Below are 18,927 nucleotides of genomic sequence, written 5' to 3'. Positions count from 1 at the left end.
ATTTGGTTTTATTTCATTCATGTGCTATACTATGTATAACATATTGTAAGAGACATTTTACGAACTGTGTAATGCATTCCGAATTGGTCCTTAAGCAATCATGTAAATATAAAGTGCTAAAGGCACGAGGAGGAATTTTATTATGGAAACAGGTACAGTAAAATGGTTTAACGCAGAAAAAGGGTTTGGATTTATCGAACGTGACGGAGCAGACGATGTATTCGTACACTTCTCAGCTATCCAAGAAGAAGGATTCAAATCTTTAGATGAAGGCCAAGCAGTAAACTTTGACATTGAAGAAGGCAACCGCGGACTTCAAGCAGCAAACGTTACTAAGGCTTAATAACCTAAACCAATAGATGAAGGCAAGGCAGGACGATGAGTCCTGACCTTGTCTTTTTTTTTGCTTTCTTTTAAAACCATATATGAAATTGAATGGCAGGGGATATACTTCTCAACTCAAGCCAGGTCTATCAATGGTCAGAGAGCGTTCAGAGCAAGGATTAAGACTGTATATGGTATACTGGTATACGAAAAATAGATATTTCATGGTGTTAAATGGCTGATTTCTTTAAGGAAAAGGAGTGGTTCGAGTGGTAACGATTGTTCCACATCTCTGGTTTGATGACAATGCCGGAGAAGCTGTCGATTTCTATACAAGTCTGATCAGTAACTCGAAAGTAGTCAACAGGTATGTACTGGAAGGAACTCCCTCTGGAAGCGTAGAGTCATTTACTTTTGATCTTGCCGGGCAGACTTTTGCAGCAATTAGTGATGGACCGTTATTCACCTTTACTCCTGCAGTGTCCCTTATGATTCTTTGCCGGGATGAGGAAGAAGTTAATCTTCTCTGGAACGCACTGATATCTGAAGGGGAGGTATTGATGCCTCTTGATACGTATCCATTCAATAAATATTATGGGTGGCTTAAGGATCGTTTTGGTCTGACGTGGCAGATTGCATTTGCAGAAGAACCGTTTAAGGAGAAAATCGTTCCTCACCTTCTCTTTGCTCATCGCCAGTCCGGAAAAGGTGAAGAGGCAGTGATGTATTATACGTCAATCTTTCCGGATTCTGAAATAGAAGATATGCTCTACTATAAAGAAGGAGAAGCTGACAATAAGAAAGCGAAGCTGATGTTTTCTGGATTTCGCCTGAACAACCAGAGCTTCAATGCGATGGATGATCCAATGGAAGAAGAATTCACTTTCAATGAAGCCTTGTCGTTTATGATTTTATGTAAAGATCAGAAGGAGATTGATTACTACTGGAATAACTTATCGGCTCATCCTCAGGCGGAGGAATGTGGCTGGCTTAAGGACCGGTTCGGTGTCTCCTGGCAAGTCCTCCCCGACAATATGGATGATCTTTTATCGACTGGGACAAAAGGGCAGATCCAGCGTGTCACTGAGGCCTTTTTGAAAATGAAGAAAATCGACTCCGCTCTATTGGAAAAAGTCTGGCATGAAGAGACCAGTTAAGGGGGGAGTCAGCAGATGAACTAGATTACACAATATAAGCTAATTCTAGAACATTGGTATCTGAGATACAGGATGGATAGCATGCCTGATCAGGATATGGAATCAAATGTGAGAGAATATATAAATAGTCAGCCGGAAAAAGTCAGGATAAGACTGCTTAGAATACGAGACCTAGTGTATCAGGCTGTTCCAGAAGCTATTGAAGTGTGGAACTACAATCTTCCTTCTTACGCCTTGGTCGAGGGAGGAAAAAGAGATAAACAGATAATGATGGCAGGCTATAGATCCCACATCGGCTTCTATCCTCATCCTTCAGTGATCAGTCATTTTTCCGCTGATTTGAAAGGTCTGAAAACAGGTAAGGGTTCTGTACAGTTTCCACTGAATCAGCCTTTACCTGAACAGCTCATTTTGGACATGATCACTTACAGAAAACACATGATCGATGAGCTGCAAGATAAGTGATTTAATTTCATCATCTGTTTATCCATATTACCTTATACAGTCACATGATATGATTATCTTTAAACTCCTCGTCAACCGTATGAGGAGTTTTTTTTTGGTAAAGGTTATGAATAGCGGTAGAGTGAAAATGAAGCAACTGAGTATTTTTATTCACGATAAGACAACATCATGAATAGGATGATTATAAAAGTTTAATTGTATTACTGATTTAAACATGCTATTCTGTTAAGCGACAATAATGGAGGGTTTATACATGATTAATAAATTTAAGTTCATATTTTTATCTTTACTGGGATTCGTCTTTTTCCTAGTCCCATTTACTATCGGTGGAGAAAGCCGTATTATGATTTCTCACATTATTTATCTGGTTACGGATAATATACTGGATTTATTCATAACATTTACAGCACTGTCGGCATGGATTGTTCTGATCGCCACAGTTGTCTTTCTGTTCTATACATCGGATAGCGGCTTTTTGAATGGTATTTTTAAAACTACGCCGATCAATGTGGCATTGAGACTGATCGGATCCTTTTTATACTTAATGGTCGTTTATAACTGGTTTGAAGGGAACGCACTTGCAGATATGATTCTGGATCCAGATACTGGAGGGCTGATGGCAGGGGAAGATGGCCTCTTGACGACATTATATATCACGTTTTTTGTTGGTATTCTAGCACTGCCGTTACTCACTCATTTTGGAATCGTAGAGTTTGTCGGCATACTTCTAGGTCCCGTAGTTGAAAAACTGTTCAGAGTACCTGGATATTCACTGATCGATGCAATTGCTTCATTTGTTGGTGATGGGACGATAGGTATTGTCGTAACAGATAAACAGTATCAGAGGGGATACTATAACAAAAGAGAGGCCTACATTATTGCGACAAGCTTCTCCATAGTCGGTATCGCTTTTGCGGCGGCTGTTGCGGATCTTCTTGGCTTCAGTGCAATTTTTCCTATATTTTATGGATCGATCGCCATTGTAACTCTGATCCTTGCTTTCATTACTGCCCGACTGCCGCTTAAGAAATTCGAGCCGGAATACTACAAAGGCATAGAGCCTAAATCAGTTGAAGTTCCTGAAGACAAGACAATCATGGAGCATTCATATGAGGCAGCAATCGAACAGGCTGAACAGACATCCATTATAGGAGCATTTTTAGAGGCTCTTAAAAATATTGTGGATATCTATGTGGGCTTCCTCCCAATCATCATGGCAGTAGGAACAATTTCGCTTGTCATTGCAGAATATACACCCTTCTTCGATTTCATCAGCGCACCACTTGTCCCTGTTTATGATTTCCTTGGGTACAGCAGAGAAGTAGCTGCTCAAATGGCACCCGCTTCACTGGCAGGTTTTGCAGATATGTATCTTCCAGCATTGTTCATCAGTGGAGCAGAATCTGAAGCCGCTCGCTTTTTCATCGGAGTGCTGGCCTTTACACAGCTCGTGTTCATGTCAGAAACGGGCATGATTCTAGTTAAAACTAAAATTGGCTTGAACTTCTGGGATGTAGTCAAAGTCTTCTTATTCAGAACAGTCCTGTCCATACCCGTCCTGCTTATTCTTACAAATATTCTTGGCTGGATGGGAGTCATATCATTTTAAAAACTTATCAGATGAAAAAGGGACACTTCTCGGTGAAGTGTCCTTTTTTATTTAGAGATAAAATAATTTTTCAGTTAAGGTATAGGAAATGACAACCTGAATAAATTGAAGCATTGGTAATCAATAATGGAGCATACGAGAGGAGGAGGAGGAGCAGGAGATGAGAGTATTCATTGCTATCGAGCTGGAAGAAGAGGTCAAAGAAAAGCTGACCGGGATTCAGTCAAAAGTTAAAGCGACGGCCGAAAAGGGGCGGTTCACTTCAGCATCCAATTTCCATCTGACTCTTTACTTTATTGGAGAAGCTGACAGCGAAAGAATCGTGGAAATTAAGAAAGCGATCGATAAATGTGCCGAGCATAGCATGCCTTTTAAGCTTAGACTTAGTAAACTGGGATCTTTCAATAAGCGCAACAAGCTTATCATATGGGCTGGGGTTGATGGTGACATAAATGAGCTGAAAGAGGTCAACAGACAGATCAGCGCTGAATTGAATGAAGAAGAGCATTCTGCTGAAAATGGAAAGTATACGTCGCATATTACTCTAGGGAGACAAATCGTTTTCAGTCAGGACTTTGAGGAATGGAGTCGAAGTCAGTCTGTCTCACCTGTAGAAATTAAGGTCGAAAAAATTTCTTTAATGGAAAGCATTCGACTGAATGGCGAGCTTATATATAGACCGGTATACGTCAAACCTGTTCGTACAAATATAACAGACTAAAAAGCCCTCATTGAGATTAACAGCTGAAGTGGCTGCAAGTCTCACGGGGCTTTACAGGTGTAATAGGTGAAGTCGGATTTATGGCTGCATGACTCCCGCAAAAGTAAGCTAGGCAAGGACCGACTTGGCGACGAGACTTAAGATGATATATCCTCTTTCGCCATATAGATAGTTTTCCCATGGTCCGATTTTCTTATACTGCAGTATCATATTGATAGGGAACAGATTGAAAAATACAAAATAACTCCCTACAATTGCATAGGCAAACCACGGAACATCTGCTGGATTAGAATTACCAAAAGCATATAGAAGAATGACTACCCATGGAGCCAGACCAGCTATGGTACCAAATACAAAAGGCTTCCAGTTCAGTTTTTTTGTGTAGTAGTTTATTTCTTCCATATCCAGTCCGAAAAAGTTCATTGATGCATTCACAACAGCAATAAGAATGATTGCACCTATATCATAAACACCAAAGAGCATAGCAATCAGCACAATCATTAGAGAAGAACTCAAGGCGTATTCATACCATCTGAAACGGTTCATCCCTTTTTCGAGGTCGCGATTATAGATTTTGTTACCCCAGGAACTGACAATGATGAAATGTGCTAGAGCTGATAGAAAGAGGAATAATGAAACAGCTATACCAAATGGAAGTTCACCTAACTGAGATGGTTCTGTAACTAGTCGCATCTGAGTGGTATCGAATGAGAGAAAATAGGACATCACAGGGACTCTGAACTCTGCAATACGATCTATAAATATTGCAAATCCGAGCATGAGAAGGCCTTGAATAAGGTGAAGAAAGCCCATAATCAAGTTGAACCGTCTCAAAGAGCTGAATGTAATTTGTTTTGACATAACGGATACCTGCCTTTCCACGGATTGTCGAAGCGGAATTGAAGGGTCACTCCTTCCTGAAAGGGTATAGGACATTGATCTCCTTTGGATTATTTTATCATAACGCGTGTTATTAATTTAAGGTTTACCCCTCTAATAATTTGATTTATTTGTGAAGATTCTATTTCAGAGCATGTCAATTGATGTCAAAAGTCTGTATACTTTAAGAGAGATGATAGTATTTGGTCGGATTTCGGATTAATGTGATCAGGTAATTCAGGAAAATAAAAGAAAGCGAGGAATTATAATATGGACGGTACAAAACGCAGCAATATAAAACCAGGAGATAGAGTCAAAGTCGTGCAGAAACAGGATCAGAAATCAGGAAAGTTAACAGAAGGAGTGGTCCTGAAATTACTGACCAAGTCGCCTGCCCATCCCCACGGAATCAAAGTGATGCTGGAAGATAAAGTGGTTGGACGTGTGAAGGAAGTCGTAAAATAAATAGATTGCTGAAAATCTGCCGATTCAGGGCAGATTTTTTTAGGTCTAAGTTAACTAATTCAATTAAAGATAATAATCACAGGGGCCTGAGAATAGATCGTACTGACGGTACAAATATATCTCGAAAAATATGCATAATGATTACGGTTTTTATTCTTCCAATGTATAATAGAAGTAGGAATAAAAAACAATTGTAATATATAGTAAGACAAGAGAATGACATACTTGCATGTGACCAAACTTTTTGACGGATTGCCATCATTTACAGTCATCATCAAAACAAATCTGATCGTTTACCCAATAACTCATCTGCAAGTACCGCTAAAACAAAGGATGTGAGAGTATGAAAGAGGAGTCAGTCAAACTCATCAATCCATTCAGGTTCAGTCTTGAGCCGATGGAAAGACTGCTTCAGATCAACTTTGAAAAAGATCCGGATGTTTTTTATATCGGGTTTGAACCTCAATACTATGATGATAGTACCTATGGCACCGGGCATGTTATATTGGGCTGGAGGACGGATGGGAAGATCGATGTCTACTATCAGCCTTCACTGAAAATTCAGAATAAAACCTATGACACCTTCGGCAAAGGGCTCAATGAAAAAATAGAATGTGCTTTTGAAGTGGCTTCTTTTGATATCAGTCAGAAAGGAGTACAAGCTTTATACCGCTTTACCGATAAATATGGCAGGAAAATCAAACTAAAGATACACGAAAAAAACTTCAAAAAACGCTCGCCATTTAATCTGCTTGCACCAGTGGGAGCAGCCTCCCAGACCCCGTCCTATCTTCCACTTGTTTACCTGTTCGACTTTTATTTTGTTAGAAAAAATCATACAGTCGTTGACGTTCACATTGGAGACCAGTCTCATAAATTAGATAATTTACCGGTAACAATGGATGGGATGCGGATGTACTTCAGCCGTTACAGCACAAAACCACTGATAGTAAAATTCAATCCATCTTCAGATAATCATATGGCAGTTATGTCATTAACAGATGGACAGGAAACGGTAAGAACCAAAGACTGTACTCTGGATATAGACTGGCAGGGATCAAGTCCAGCTATTCGTACCCTTAGATTCTCAAATCATATTTATCCAATCGAACTGTCTTTTGTTCCTCCTTTTCCTGATATACTGACCATGGAGCACAATAAGGTGAGAGAGGGGATATTTCAGATCAGTTGTCATCCTTCACTGGGCCTGCTGATTGGAAGGTATCGGGTCATCAAGAGAGTAAACAGTACAAAAATCAAATGCTGCCCTACAGAAGGGTGGTCTCCCATACCTGAAAAATGGTCTTTACGTTTTTTATACAGGCGTGCACCTGTCTACCGGGAATGGCCGATGTCATATGAGTGGAAAGCCTTCATAGATGAACGTTCGCCTATGAATTTTCATATACGTTCAAGTTGGAAAAGGCTGAAACGCTGAAACGCTGAAACACTGAAACACTGAAACACAACTCACAGCTCCAAAAAATATGAGAACTGGAATGAAGATGATGATATTAAGTCAATCCTTTACCATACCGAATGGTGTTACAGTTAAGAATAGATTATTTAAATCTGCTATGAGCGAAACACTGGCTGGACCTGACCATCAGCCTGACGAGCGTCTTTTCCGTTTATATAGACGATGGGCGAGAGGCGGGGCCGGAATCGTCGTCACTGGCAATGTAATGATCGATAGTCGAGCTCTGGGAGAACCGGGGAATGTTGTAGTTGAAGATGAAAGGCATCTTGCTGAGTTGATACAATGGGCCGAAGCAGGTACTGAACAGCAGACGCACCTGTGGATGCAGCTGAATCATCCAGGGAGACAATCTCCCCGTTCATTATCGGATACACCGGTGGCTCCAAGTGAGGTTGCCTTAAAAAAACAGTACCGTCCATTCTTCAGTACACCCAGAGCTTTAAGTATAGAAGAGATTACTGCTATTACTGATAAGTTTGGTCGAGCAGCTGAAATTGCCAGAAAGGCTGGCTTTACAGGTGTTCAAATTCATGCTGCTCATGGGTATCTCATCAGTCAATTTCTATCTCCTCTTACCAATCGGAGGCAGGATGTTTACGGGGGGACATTAGAGAATCGCATGCGGTTTTTGATTGATATTTATTTTCGGATACGTGAGAAGGTCGGTCCGGAATTTCCAGTCAGTGTTAAACTGAATATTTCTGACTTTAGTGAAGGGGGATTCAGTACTGACGAGGCTCTTAAAGTAATCAAAACATTGGATAAGAACGGGATCGATCTGATTGAACTTTCTGGAGGGAATTATGAAAATCCTAGAATGTTTGACCCGAGTGAAAAAGATGTTTTTTTCATCGATGACGCAAAGCAAATTCAGGAGGAGATAAATGCGGTTCTAGTGATCACAGGGGGCTTTCGCTCCACAGAAAGTATGGAGAAAGCTCTAGCATGTGATCATACAAAAATGGTCGGTCTAGCTAGGCCAATGGTGCTTTATCCGGATCTTCCGAAAAAATTACTGAATAAGGAAATAAAAGACATACAGATTCCTCGTCTGACTACAGGACTGCCCTTTCTGGACAGAAAGATCGGTGGACTCATGGGAATCAGTTACTACGAACAGCAGATCAGACGTCTGGCTGATGGGCAGGATCCGCTGTATTGTGAAAATGGATGGAAACCTTTATGGAACAATTTGAAAATTCATGGGCGTACTGCACTATCTCCGAGACGCTTTACCTCTTGATTTATAAAAAGATAAACTATATGTATAAAGGAAATGAACGAATGAAGAGACAACGAAAGAAATGGATATCAGTCCTCTTGTGGCTTATCGCCGGTATAGTATTAGCCATAGCAGCAGGTCTCGTTTTTATCCGAATTAGAACATATCAGGCTATGCCCGAAGCCGTGACATTACTTGATGAGTCACACGTGACCATTAAGAAGACTGGATCAAAGTCGGTTCTGATAGTAATCGAGGAAATATCGTCTTTTACCAGGGGGGCCTTGTTGAGCCAGAAGCCTATCTGCCACTGGCTGACCAGCTTAGTGAAAAAGGATATAGGGTTTTTATTCCATACATGCCATTTAATCTTGCTATTTTAAGGTCTGATAAAACTGACGAAATAATGGAGATGTATGATGACCAGGAAGAGTGGTGGGTGGGGGGACATTCACTTGGAGGGACCAGCGCCTCAATTTATGCATCAGACGAGCATGATAAAATTAACGGACTGTTTTTTCTCGCCTCTTATCCAAATGATGGCAGCGATTTGTCGGGTCTGGAATTACCTATACTTTCGATTACTGGCACACAAGATGAAATAATAAACAGAGAATCATATGAATCGGCTTCCTCCAATCTGCCTCTGGCAACCGAGCTTTATCAGATTGAAGGCCGCGATCATTCTAATTTTGGTTATTACGGATTTCAGAATGGGGACGGGAAGAGTCTGATAAGCCGTGAAGAGCAGCATGAGGAAGTGACCGAGCGGCTTGATGACTTTATTCGGAGTCGTCAGTGACAATGTACACAATGAATGTGGTGGTCTTAGTTTATCCATTTATGGAATAAACTGAACTTGAGGTATATCCATTTAGTTTATTATAAATCATAACAAGTTAGAATGTAATAGAGAAGACAGGTAATTTATGGTATTGTATACCTATTGTGATAAATATTAAAAGAATAAAAAGGAGCCATACAATTGACATACAAACAGTTCCGATTATTTACTTGTGTCCTGATGAGTCTATTTATTCTCAGTGGGTGTACAGATAACGATTACGAGACAGAACCTGAAGATACAGTTGAAGAAATGCCTCAGGAAGAAACTCAGGATAATGATGAAGCAGAAATTAATGATGGAATAAACAATGAAACTGAAGAAGAAGGAACTCACTTTGAAGAAGATGAGGATGTTGAGTCTGATGAACCTGTCATCACTATTAACATGGAAGAGGACCTGCTTGATCCTGACAGCATAAAAGTCCTGGTCAATAAGCAGTATGCCCTTCCGGAAGACTATTCCCCAGATGATCTTGTCACTTTGGATTTGCCGACAGTTTTTGACGACCCTAATTTAACTAATATGAGAGAGAGAGCTGCACAGGCTTTAAGAGAAATGTTTCATTCTGCAAAAGATGAGGGGATAGTACTTTATGCTCGTTCAGGTTATCGATCATATCAGACTCAAACACAATTATTTGATCGATATGTAGATAGAGATGGTCTCGAAGCGGCTAATCGCTACAGCGCTCGGCCAGGTGAAAGTGAACATCAGACTGGTTTGGCAATAGATGTAACGAGCGAAAGTGTAAATTATCAGCTGACTGAAAGATTTGGTGAAACACCGGAAGGGCTATGGGTGGAAGAACATGCCCATGAGTTCGGTTATATTATCAGATACCCGGAAGGGAAGGAAGAGATTACAGGTTATCAGTATGAGCCTTGGCATTTAAGGTATTTAGGGAAAGAACTGGCAGCTGATGTTGCGGAGAGTGGACTGACTTATGAAGAGTACCTACTGGAAAGAAGGATAGACATTGAGATCGACGAATAATCGTGGACATCAGAAAAGAAACGGACGACTGAAACTAATCGGTCTCATTCTGCTTTTTGTGTTTGTGTTATCTGGAGCAACCTTTTATGCAATAAGTCTGGCACAGGAAAACAATGAAGAAGCTGATCAGACCGAACAACCGGCTGGAGACGATAACCAGCAGGCAGATGAAACTGAGCCTGACCCCTCTGAGTTAGATGGAACGGATCAGACTGATGCTGAAGATGACGACGAAGAAGAGCCCGAAGAAGAGCAGTTTACTGACATTAGAGTCAGTGCAGTCGGCGATGTGATGGGACACACGAGTCAGCTGGAAGCTGCATATAATGCGGAAACTGGAGAATATGACTTTACTTCAGTATTCGAAGATGTCCAGCCGATTATTTCTGAATCTGATCTGGCTATTGCCAACCTGGAAACTACATTGGCAGGCTCAGACCGCCCATTTATTGGATACCCGCTTTTTAACACCCCAGATGCCATTATTGATGCACTGGACTATGCCGGGTTTGACACGATCATCACGACAAACAACCACAGCCTTGATACTGGACTGGAAGGTGTTAGAAGAACGGTCGAAGTAATCGAAGAAAAAGGTCTGGATCTGGCAGGAACTTTTACTGAAGAGCCGGACTCCCGTGTGCTCTACAAAGACGTTGAAGGCATTAAGATTGCCATCCTTGCATACACAGAACATCTGAATGGTCTGGATGCCAGTTATCCGCAAGACGATGTTCTGTCAATGATAAATGTAATCAGCGAAGAGCGTATACTGGCAGATATTGAAGAGGCTGAATCAGAAGATGTGGATCTGATGATTGCATACATGCACTGGGGCGGAGAATATGAACGCTACCCTAATGATTTTCAGCAGAACTATGCTGAGTTACTGACTCGTGAAGGAGTAGACATCATTTTAGGCAGTCACCCTCATGTTATCCAGCAGGCTACTTATCTGGAAGTGGATGGAAATGAATCGATTGTCGCGTATTCTTTAGGGAATTTCGTTTCCAATCAGCGAAGAGAGACATTGGGAGAAGAGCGGGAGCCGACTGAAGATGGTGTCATTTTTCATGCGGATGTTCAGAAAAATGAACAGACTGGAGAGACTACGGTCCAGCATGTCGAGTATACACCGACCTGGGTTTATCGTAACAGGTATGAAGGAGACAGCACCTACACTTACCGTATCTTACCAGTTGAACGTATACTTGAAACAGATGAGTTTACCGACGCAGACCGTCAGCGGATGCAGCGATCTCTTGATGAAACCACAATACGTCTTGAATTGACTGATTAACATAAAAAATGCTTCAGACCGAGTACAGGTCCTGAAGCATTTTTTAATAGTTTTGAATTGAATCTATTCAAACTTATAAAAGTGTCAGATCGATTCGGTCGACATCCAGCGGATCCGGCAAAGGTTTTCCAAACAGATAGCCTTGGAAGAGCTGATATCCGAGTGATTTAAGCCACTTGAAGTCATCAGCGGATTCGATTCCTTCCGCAAGTGTCACGGCTCCATATTCATCAGCTTTTTCAAGGAAAGCCAAAGCCACTGCCTGCTTGTCACTTGAGGCATGAACGCCATCGACAAACTGTCTATCGAGCTTTACATATGGAGGTTTCAAGTCTGACAAAAGATCTAAGGTGTTGTATCCTGCACCCACATCATCCAGAGCATAACAGAACCCGTTGTCCTGATAATAGGTAAGAATAGACTTTAAATGATCAGTATCATCTGTTTTTTCTGTTTCAACTACTTCAAAAACAAAGCGTTCGTTATCGATGTTCAGCTGATTAGCAACAGCGGTAGTCGTTTTCAGGCAATACTCCGGTCTGTAAATAGCTGTCGGGATGAAATTGATGAAGGCTTTCTGATTTTTTTGCAGCCGAGCGACTTGACGGACACCCTGGATCCGGCATAAACGGTCCAAGGCGAAAGTCCGTCCACGAGCTCGTGCGCCCGGGAAAATAACATCTGGATAGATCGTCTCCCCATCATTATTAATAAATCTGGCCAGCAATTCATATCCATAAATCGACCCTTCAGAAGTGATGATCGGCTGGAAATGCATGTTTATGTATTTTTCACGTATGATAGAGTCGATCCAGGAAGATTCCGTATAGGCACAGAAATCAGTTATAGCCAGCCAGTCTCCCGTCTGAACTTTAAATCTAACCTTATCAGTCAGATTCATTGCCAGAAGAAAATCCGGCAGGTCTTTAGTGGCATCTTCAGTCGTTATTATAATCGAATCAGTGACTTTATGCGGATAGTCTCTATGGGTAAAATGATCAGTGACCATGCTGATCAGGGATGTCCAAGGAAATACGCTGTTTAATGATGGAACATACTGGGCATGCCCTATCATTACCTCCAATTCGCTCTGTTTATATTCTAGCACAGTATTTACCCCAGTACTCATTTTTATAAAAAAGAAGAGGCTCCGCACTGTGCGTACGGAGCCTTTTCTTAATAATAAGTAGCAATGAAGAGGGAATTAAGCTACCTTCCTCTTCTACCAGTGATCATATTAAAGATAAATACAATCAGGGCAATAACAAGCAGGATATGAACCAGACCACCAGCGATTTCAAATACAAGTCCCAGGATCCAGAATAAAATCAAAAGTCCAATAAGTGTCCACAACATGATTAACGCACTCCTTTATTTTTATAAATTGAGTATAGCAGAGGAGAATGACGCATGTATAATGATATGCTTGAATTATTAAATATACAGGAAGATCACTTGAAATCAGAAGTGATCAGCTGTTCATTCACAATATTAGTGAATTAAATCGATCAGTGATAGACTATATGTATAACACCTGTATAAGGAGAATTTTATGAGTATTGGATACGCCTGTTTAACAAGAGGAATTGCAGATCTCAGCTATAAAACCTGCCGCAAGCAGAATGCGACTGAAGAGAATCTGCTTAGTCTGATCGAACACAACCTGACCACCCTTGAAGCAATGATCGATTATAATAATCAAAATGATATCCGACTGTTCAGGATGAGCTCGGATATCATTCCATTCGGCTCAGATTTTTCCGTTAACGACCTCGACTGGTCACAAATCTTTAAGGAACAGTTTGAGCGGATCGGTGAAAAAGTGAAAGATTACGGTATAAGAGTATCCATGCACCCTGGACAGTATACTGTATTAAACTCAAAAAATGAGGATGTGGTGAACAGGGCAATAGATGATCTGACATACCATACCCTGTTCATTGACAGCCTGAATGTAGATGCCTCACATAAAATCATCTTGCATATCGGGGGTGTTTATGGGGATAAAGATCAGGCCATAGAACGTTTCGTCAAAGTGTACAAGAAACTGGATCAGAGGATTAAAAAAAGACTGATTATTGAAAATGATGACCGCCTTTATACCATTGAGGATGTTTTGTCGATCAGTCAGCAGACAGGTGCCCCTGTTGTGTATGATAACCTTCACCATTTTATCAATCCCGGAGAAACATTAGGTAATGATAAGCATTGGATTGAAAAGGCTCAGGAAACCTGGAGTCTGGATGATGGGCGAGCAAAAGTACACTATTCTCAGCAGCAGTTGAATGCGAGAGAGGGGGCTCATTCCCAGACTGTCAGAATAAAGGAGTTTATGGATTATTACGAGTCAGTCAAGTCACTGGATATCGACATCATGCTTGAAGTAAAAGATAAGAACCTGTCAGCAGTCAAATGTGTGCTGGCTACTAAGAACGAAGGGGCCATCAAAGATCTGGAGAAAGAATGGAGCAGGTATAAGTATGCGGTTCTTGAACGGTCGCCTCAGTCTTATCAGTTCATAAGGGAGCTGCTGAAAGACAAAGATAAGTATCCGGTCGTTCCTTTTTATGAACAGATCGAGGAGGCTATGGAGACGCCATTGTCCATAGGGGGCGTCAGGAATGCTATAGAACATGTTTGGGGGTATTTCAATGATAAAGTCTCAGAAAAAGAAAAGAACAGGTACGTCAGATATAAAGAGGAGGTGCTATCGGATGTGTCCAGTCTACCAAAGCTAAAGCGAATGTTGAGAAAGCTGGCGGTGAAGTACGACATATCATATTTAATCGAGTCATATTACTTTGATATTTAAATTAGAGGAGGTTTCTGAATGACAGACAGGAAAAGATGGGGAATCATATACAGTGTGGCATTTGTCATAATGGTTGGAGTGAACTACCTTGTTGGTGGAAATGTTGGAAATATTGCTAATCAGGATCAGGCAATCATTCAGCCCGCCAGTTATGTGTTTTCGATCTGGGGACTTATTTATGTGCTGCTTGCCATATGGATCATCCGGTTGTTTGTAAGAAAAGACGATCCCAGTCCGATATACAAGAGCATTCACTACTGGCTTGTAGCAAACTTTACTTTAAACGCATTATGGATCGTTGTATTTACTCAAGTCTGGCTGATTGCATCGACAATAGTCATAATCGGGCTTCTGATCACTCTCATCGTTATATACAAGAAATTAACGAGACACGGCATCCACTGGTTTGATCGGGTTCCATTTTCAATCTACTTCGGCTGGGTAACAGTTGCCACGATTGTTAACATTATTGATACAGTTAATGGCCAGGGGATTGAAGAACTGATCGGACTGAATGAATATCAGTGGACACTTATTCTGCTGGTTATCGCAACGCTGATTGCATTATTTGTTTCACTTGTCCATAAAGACTGGCTTTATCCTCTGGTATTTGCCTGGGCATATATAGGAATCATAATTGAAAACGAAAATCAGCTGTTCTTACTGACGATTATAGCGGGAGCTGGAGTCGTATTCCATCTTCTAGCTTCAGCGATCGTCGGCTTTGATAAAATGAGAAGCAGAACAGACAGATAACTAAACTGGACTTTAAATCAGCTGCAGGAACTAATATCTTTTAATCAGCTGATTTAAAGTCTATTTTTATTGCATACTATGTAGTTTAGTTGGTACATATGTTATACGACTTGAACGGTTCAAAAAGCTTTTCATTAGAGATTGGAGAATTGATCATTCAGCTGAATAAAAAAATGTTATAATGAGTCAGTTATTACTTGAAAGGGATGAAGCATAATGATCCAATTGACAAAGAAACTTCCCGGACTCTTGCTTGCGACAGGGATAGCCGTTACAGCTGTTCTGATCGAAACTATACTTCCGGGGCATTTTATCGGTTCAGCGGTTTTAGCCATGTTCATAGGCATAGGATTCCGTGCACTATATTATAAACCTGAACTTTTGAATGAAGGGGTTCAGTTCGCCTCAAAAAAAGTACTCAAATTTGCTATTATATTATTAGGAGCTTCCTTGAACATGTCCATCATTCTTCAAGTGGGCAGCCGAACATTGATCGTTCTGTTATTTACCTTACTGACAGCTTTCGGAGGAGGGTATTTACTGGGGAGACTGTTCAGGATCAACTGGAAGCTGAGCAACATGATTGCTGCGGGAACGGCAATTTGTGGAGGATCAGCCATTGCAGCAATGGCACCAGTTATTGAAGCGGATGATGGGGATGTCTCATACGCTATTTCTTCTACATTTATCTTCGATATGGGGATGGTCATTCTGTATCCTATTGTTGGCCAACTCCTTTCTTTAAGCGATCAGTTCTTCGGGTTCTGGTCAGGGACATCCATCAATGATACCTCAAGTGTAGTGGCTGCCAGCTTTGCATTTTCAGAAGCAGCTGGAGAAATTGCGACCATGGTCAAACTGACCCGGACACTGGCTATCATACCGACCGTAATTATTTTTTCTGCTATCTATTTTAGACAGAAACTGAAGCAGCCCAATCAGCGGAAAGAGAAAGTGTCACTGCAGAAGCTATTCCCATGGTTCATCGCATGTTTTGTACTTTTCGCAGGACTGAACACAATTGGACTGATACCAGCAGAGCTAAGTGGTGCAATGCGACAAGCCAGCCGATTTTTAATGGTCATTGCTCTGGCAGCAATCGGTCTGAAAACGAATGTAAGACAGTTTGCCCGAACAGGGTGGAAGCCATTTGTCCATGCAATCATCCTGTCCAGTCTCGTAGTCGTTGTATCTTTTGCAGTCGTAGCCATAGTGATATAATACAAGGAGGGAACGAGTGAAAAAATTACTCAAGTATATCGGTATACTTTTAGGTATCATTTTATTTATCTGGTTTATTCTATTCCTTTTTCCGCTGTCTTCAGATAGTGAACGAGCATTTTTTGAAGGAGATGAAGGCACATTAGTCATTGCTCATCGTGGAGGACTGGATCATGCCCCTGAAAATACGCTGGAGGCATTCAGTTATGCCCGAACCATAGGTGTAGATATCCTGGAGTATGACGTCTTCATCACTGCAGATGGCGAACTGGTGGTTATTCACGACGAGACAGTCGACCGTACAACAGACGGAACAGGCCGTGTGAATGAGATGACTCTGGAAGAAATTCAGTCTCTGGATGCCGGCTACCACTTTCAAAATGAGTCCGGAGAGCATGAATATAGAAATACTGGAGTATATATTCCGACAGTAGAAGAAGTATTCCAGGAGTTCAGCAATGTGAGACAGCTGATCGAACTGAAAGCAACGAATGATCCGGAGCGCTATGAAGAAATGATCCAGGAAATGTGGCGACTAATCCAAGAATATGATATGCATGATACGGTGCTGATAGCTAGTTTTGACCACGAAATCAATCTAAGATTTAATGAAGTAGCTGACGGGTCAGTGGCTATCGGTGCAGGCGAGCAGGAAACGCGCCAGTTTGTTACTCTGCATAAGGCTTTTCTGAACCTGGTCTATCAGCCAACAGCGGATGCTTTTCAGCTTCCTGTCGAACAGGAAGGCTTTAATCTTGCTGACTGGAAGCTGATCAGAGGAGCCGAAAACAGGGGCATGGATGTCTACTACTGGACGATCAACAACGAAGCCACGATGAGAGATCTGATCGATCTTGGGGCACATGGCATCATGACAGATAATCCTGAATTACTGATCGATATTTTAAATGAAGATTGACATTAATTGTCTTGAAAGGACTGACTTATGAAGATAACACTATTTGAAACAAGTGACGTGCACGGCTACCTTTTCCCAACTGACTATCAGTCACGTCGTCATGAAGCGACTTACGGACTGTTCAAGATTGCCTCACTCCTTAAAAGTGAACGTGAAAAACTTAATGGACCGAGTATCACGATTGAAAATGGTGATCTGATACAGGGTTCGCCGTTTACACATTATGTGGTAAAGGAAAAGAAAGAAGCGACTGTGGTGATGGAAGCGGCCAACGCCTGTGGATTTGATATAGGAGTCATTGGAAACCATGAGTTCAACTACGGGCTGGACTATCTCAATAGTGCGGTCAGGAGTGCAGACTATCCTATACTTAGCGCAAATATCCTTAACGATAATGGCGAACCGGCTTTTGGTCAGGCGTATAAAATTATCGAAAAAGAAGGCGTTAAAATAGCCATACTTGGGCTGACCACCCCTTATATCCCTAACTGGGAACACCCTGAGAACTACGAAGGCCTTACATTTGTTTCTGCAGTTGAGAGTGCAAAGAAATATGTGCCTTATTTAAAAGAGCAGGCCGACGTTGTAGTCGTAAGTTATCATGGCGGTTTTGAAAAAGACCTGGAGACAGGAGAAGAGACGGAAATACAGACCGGAGAGAATGAAGGCTATGCATTGCTGCATGACATAGAAGGGATAGATGTGCTGCTCAGCGGACACCAGCACAGGGTCATTGCTCAGAAAGTGGGGCAGACCGCAGTCGTTATGCCTGGGGATAAAGGAAGATATTTAGGAAAAGTGACATTGGACATTGAAGAAGCTGACGGACAGTACATCCTGATCGATGCCATACCTGAAGTTCTGTCGACGGAACAGGTGGATGTAGATGAATCGACCGCTGGTGCGTTCAGATCAGTAAATGAAGAGGTAGAAGCATGGCTGGATCAGCCAATCGGAAAAGTCGAAGGAGATATGACGATTTCGGATGTGGAAGCCGCTCGCCGTATAGAACATCCTTATGTGGAATTTGTAAATAAGGTTCAGATGTATTATGCGGAGTGTGACATTTCAGGTACGGCTCTTTTCAATAACCAAGCTAGAGGATTCAAAAAAGAAGTAACGATGCGAGATGTCGTCCTGAATTACATTTATCCGAACACACTGGCTGTACTGAAAGTAAGTGGAAAAGATCTGAAAGCGGCACTAGAGCGGTCGGCAACTTACTTTGAGCTGGATGAAAGTGGGGACATCATCGTCAATCCGTCATTTATGACACCGAAACCCCAAATGTACAACTATGATATGTACGAGGGCATTGAGTATACTATCGATGTGGCAATGCCTCAAGGGGAACGGATCGTTGAATTTTCCTATGAAGGGAAAGACATCATGCCTGAAGACAGCCTGGAGATCGTTATTAATCAGTACCGAGCTGTTGGCGGAGGGGATTACGACATGTTTGATGCCTCTAAAATCATCCGCGAGGTCACGATCCCTATGAATGAGCTGATGGGAGACTACTTCAGTCGGTTTTCACCAATCAAGGCAGAAGCCAACTACAACTTCAAAGTAACGGCAACAAAGTAATCAGAAAGTAAAAAAGACACGAGACGAGTCAGGTCCTGATTTAACAAAGGAAATGACCGTTACCGTGTCTTTTTTACAGAACTATCAAGCGTGAAAGCCCACGGTTTTAATCGTGGGATGAGAGCGCATATTGAGATAAATGTCTGATTGTTTTGTCTTCTTTTTCTTTT

At 41.6% G+C, this 18,927-nt stretch carries 20 protein-coding genes; 17 read left to right on the top strand and 3 right to left on the bottom strand.

Annotation, left to right across the window (positions count from 1 at the left end):
• Positions 1-142: 142 nt before the first annotated feature.
• From BLR76_RS05610 to thpR, 5 genes are all read left to right on the top strand, one after another.
• Positions 143-343, top strand: a complete 201-nt coding sequence (locus tag BLR76_RS05610; protein ID WP_091266550.1) for a cold-shock protein — start codon at positions 143-145, stop codon at positions 341-343.
• Between the two features lie 250 nt (positions 344-593).
• Positions 594-1,481 (top strand): VOC family protein, encoded by an 888-nt coding sequence (locus BLR76_RS05605; protein ID WP_091266547.1) that lies wholly within the window; start codon positions 594-596, stop codon positions 1,479-1,481.
• Between the two features lie 81 nt (positions 1,482-1,562).
• Positions 1,563-1,946, top strand: coding sequence for an iron chaperone (locus BLR76_RS05600; protein WP_245683045.1), 384 nt, complete (start codon positions 1,563-1,565; stop codon positions 1,944-1,946).
• 253 nt (positions 1,947-2,199) lie between these two features.
• The gene (locus tag BLR76_RS05595; protein ID WP_091266544.1) at positions 2,200-3,555 is read left to right on the top strand and encodes a YjiH family protein; all 1,356 of its coding nucleotides are present in this window, start codon (positions 2,200-2,202) and stop codon (positions 3,553-3,555) included.
• 160 nt (positions 3,556-3,715) lie between these two features.
• Entirely contained in the window at positions 3,716-4,276 is a 561-nt protein-coding gene (thpR, locus tag BLR76_RS05590) for an RNA 2',3'-cyclic phosphodiesterase (RefSeq protein WP_091266541.1), read from the top strand.
• Positions 4,277-4,384: 108 nt separating this feature from the next.
• Here the strand turns inward: thpR and heR are convergent, their stop codons facing one another.
• Positions 4,385-5,137, bottom strand: coding sequence for a heliorhodopsin HeR (gene heR / locus BLR76_RS05585; protein WP_091266594.1), 753 nt, complete (start codon positions 5,135-5,137; stop codon positions 4,385-4,387).
• A gap of 288 nt (positions 5,138-5,425) precedes the next feature.
• Here heR and BLR76_RS05580 point away from each other — a divergent pair, with 288 nt between their 5' ends.
• The 7 genes from BLR76_RS05580 (at position 5,426) to BLR76_RS05555 (ending at position 11,462) form a co-directional block, all read left to right on the top strand.
• Complete coding sequence (locus BLR76_RS05580; RefSeq protein ID WP_091266539.1) at positions 5,426-5,620, top strand: YwbE family protein; 195 nt, start codon at positions 5,426-5,428, stop codon at positions 5,618-5,620.
• 343 nt (positions 5,621-5,963) lie between these two features.
• Complete coding sequence (locus BLR76_RS05575; protein WP_091266536.1) at positions 5,964-7,058, top strand: hypothetical protein; 1,095 nt, start codon at positions 5,964-5,966, stop codon at positions 7,056-7,058.
• A 61-nt stretch (positions 7,059-7,119) separates the two neighbouring features.
• Complete coding sequence (locus BLR76_RS05570; protein ID WP_091266533.1) at positions 7,120-8,343, top strand: NADH:flavin oxidoreductase/NADH oxidase family protein; 1,224 nt, start codon at positions 7,120-7,122, stop codon at positions 8,341-8,343.
• A gap of 41 nt (positions 8,344-8,384) precedes the next feature.
• Entirely contained in the window at positions 8,385-8,705 is a 321-nt protein-coding gene (locus tag BLR76_RS12190; RefSeq protein ID WP_245683044.1) for a hypothetical protein, read from the top strand.
• Entirely contained in the window at positions 8,627-9,124 is a 498-nt protein-coding gene (locus BLR76_RS05565; RefSeq protein ID WP_342706584.1) for an alpha/beta family hydrolase, read from the top strand. The genes BLR76_RS12190 and BLR76_RS05565 overlap by 79 nt, the downstream gene beginning before the upstream one ends.
• A 183-nt stretch (positions 9,125-9,307) precedes the next feature.
• Positions 9,308-10,162, top strand: coding sequence for a M15 family metallopeptidase (locus BLR76_RS05560; protein WP_245683043.1), 855 nt, complete (start codon positions 9,308-9,310; stop codon positions 10,160-10,162).
• Complete coding sequence (locus BLR76_RS05555; RefSeq protein WP_091266527.1) at positions 10,146-11,462, top strand: CapA family protein; 1,317 nt, start codon at positions 10,146-10,148, stop codon at positions 11,460-11,462. Before BLR76_RS05560 ends, BLR76_RS05555 begins: the two co-directional genes overlap by 17 nt.
• Before the next feature lie 73 nt (positions 11,463-11,535).
• On the opposite strand, the gene BLR76_RS05550 is transcribed toward BLR76_RS05555, so the two are convergent.
• Together BLR76_RS05550 and BLR76_RS11585 are read right to left on the bottom strand one after the other, a co-directional pair.
• Positions 11,536-12,570 carry an EAL domain-containing protein gene (locus BLR76_RS05550; protein WP_176759622.1) on the bottom strand — a complete coding sequence of 345 codons (1,035 nt, stop codon included), beginning with the start codon at positions 12,568-12,570 and terminating at the stop codon, positions 11,536-11,538.
• Between the two features lie 101 nt (positions 12,571-12,671).
• Positions 12,672-12,818 (bottom strand): lmo0937 family membrane protein, encoded by a 147-nt coding sequence (locus BLR76_RS11585; RefSeq protein ID WP_143009195.1) that lies wholly within the window; start codon positions 12,816-12,818, stop codon positions 12,672-12,674.
• A gap of 196 nt (positions 12,819-13,014) precedes the next feature.
• On the opposite strand from BLR76_RS11585, the gene uvsE reads away from it, so the two are divergent.
• The 5 genes from uvsE to BLR76_RS05525 all read left to right on the top strand — a co-directional run bounded on the left by uvsE (position 13,015) and on the right by BLR76_RS05525 (position 18,757).
• Positions 13,015-14,274 carry a UV DNA damage repair endonuclease UvsE gene (uvsE, locus tag BLR76_RS05545; RefSeq protein ID WP_091266521.1) on the top strand — a complete coding sequence of 420 codons (1,260 nt, stop codon included), beginning with the start codon at positions 13,015-13,017 and terminating at the stop codon, positions 14,272-14,274.
• A gap of 18 nt (positions 14,275-14,292) precedes the next feature.
• Positions 14,293-15,030, top strand: coding sequence for a tryptophan-rich sensory protein (locus tag BLR76_RS05540; protein WP_091266518.1), 738 nt, complete (start codon positions 14,293-14,295; stop codon positions 15,028-15,030).
• Between the two features lie 216 nt (positions 15,031-15,246).
• Positions 15,247-16,251, top strand: coding sequence for a YeiH family protein (locus BLR76_RS05535; RefSeq protein WP_091266515.1), 1,005 nt, complete (start codon positions 15,247-15,249; stop codon positions 16,249-16,251).
• Between the two features lie 16 nt (positions 16,252-16,267).
• Positions 16,268-17,170, top strand: coding sequence for a glycerophosphodiester phosphodiesterase family protein (locus tag BLR76_RS05530; protein WP_091266512.1), 903 nt, complete (start codon positions 16,268-16,270; stop codon positions 17,168-17,170).
• A 27-nt stretch (positions 17,171-17,197) separates the two neighbouring features.
• Positions 17,198-18,757 carry a bifunctional metallophosphatase/5'-nucleotidase gene (locus tag BLR76_RS05525; RefSeq protein WP_091266511.1) on the top strand — a complete coding sequence of 520 codons (1,560 nt, stop codon included), beginning with the start codon at positions 17,198-17,200 and terminating at the stop codon, positions 18,755-18,757.
• Positions 18,758-18,927: the final 170 nt, after the last annotated feature.

Origin of the sequence: Alkalibacterium thalassium (assembly GCF_900101165.1) — a bacterium.
In the GTDB taxonomy this organism is placed as follows: domain Bacteria; phylum Bacillota; class Bacilli; order Lactobacillales; family Carnobacteriaceae_A; genus Alkalibacterium; species Alkalibacterium indicireducens.
The sequence above is the reverse complement of the archived record's forward strand: the minus strand, read 5'-3'. Positions and strand labels throughout refer to the sequence as shown.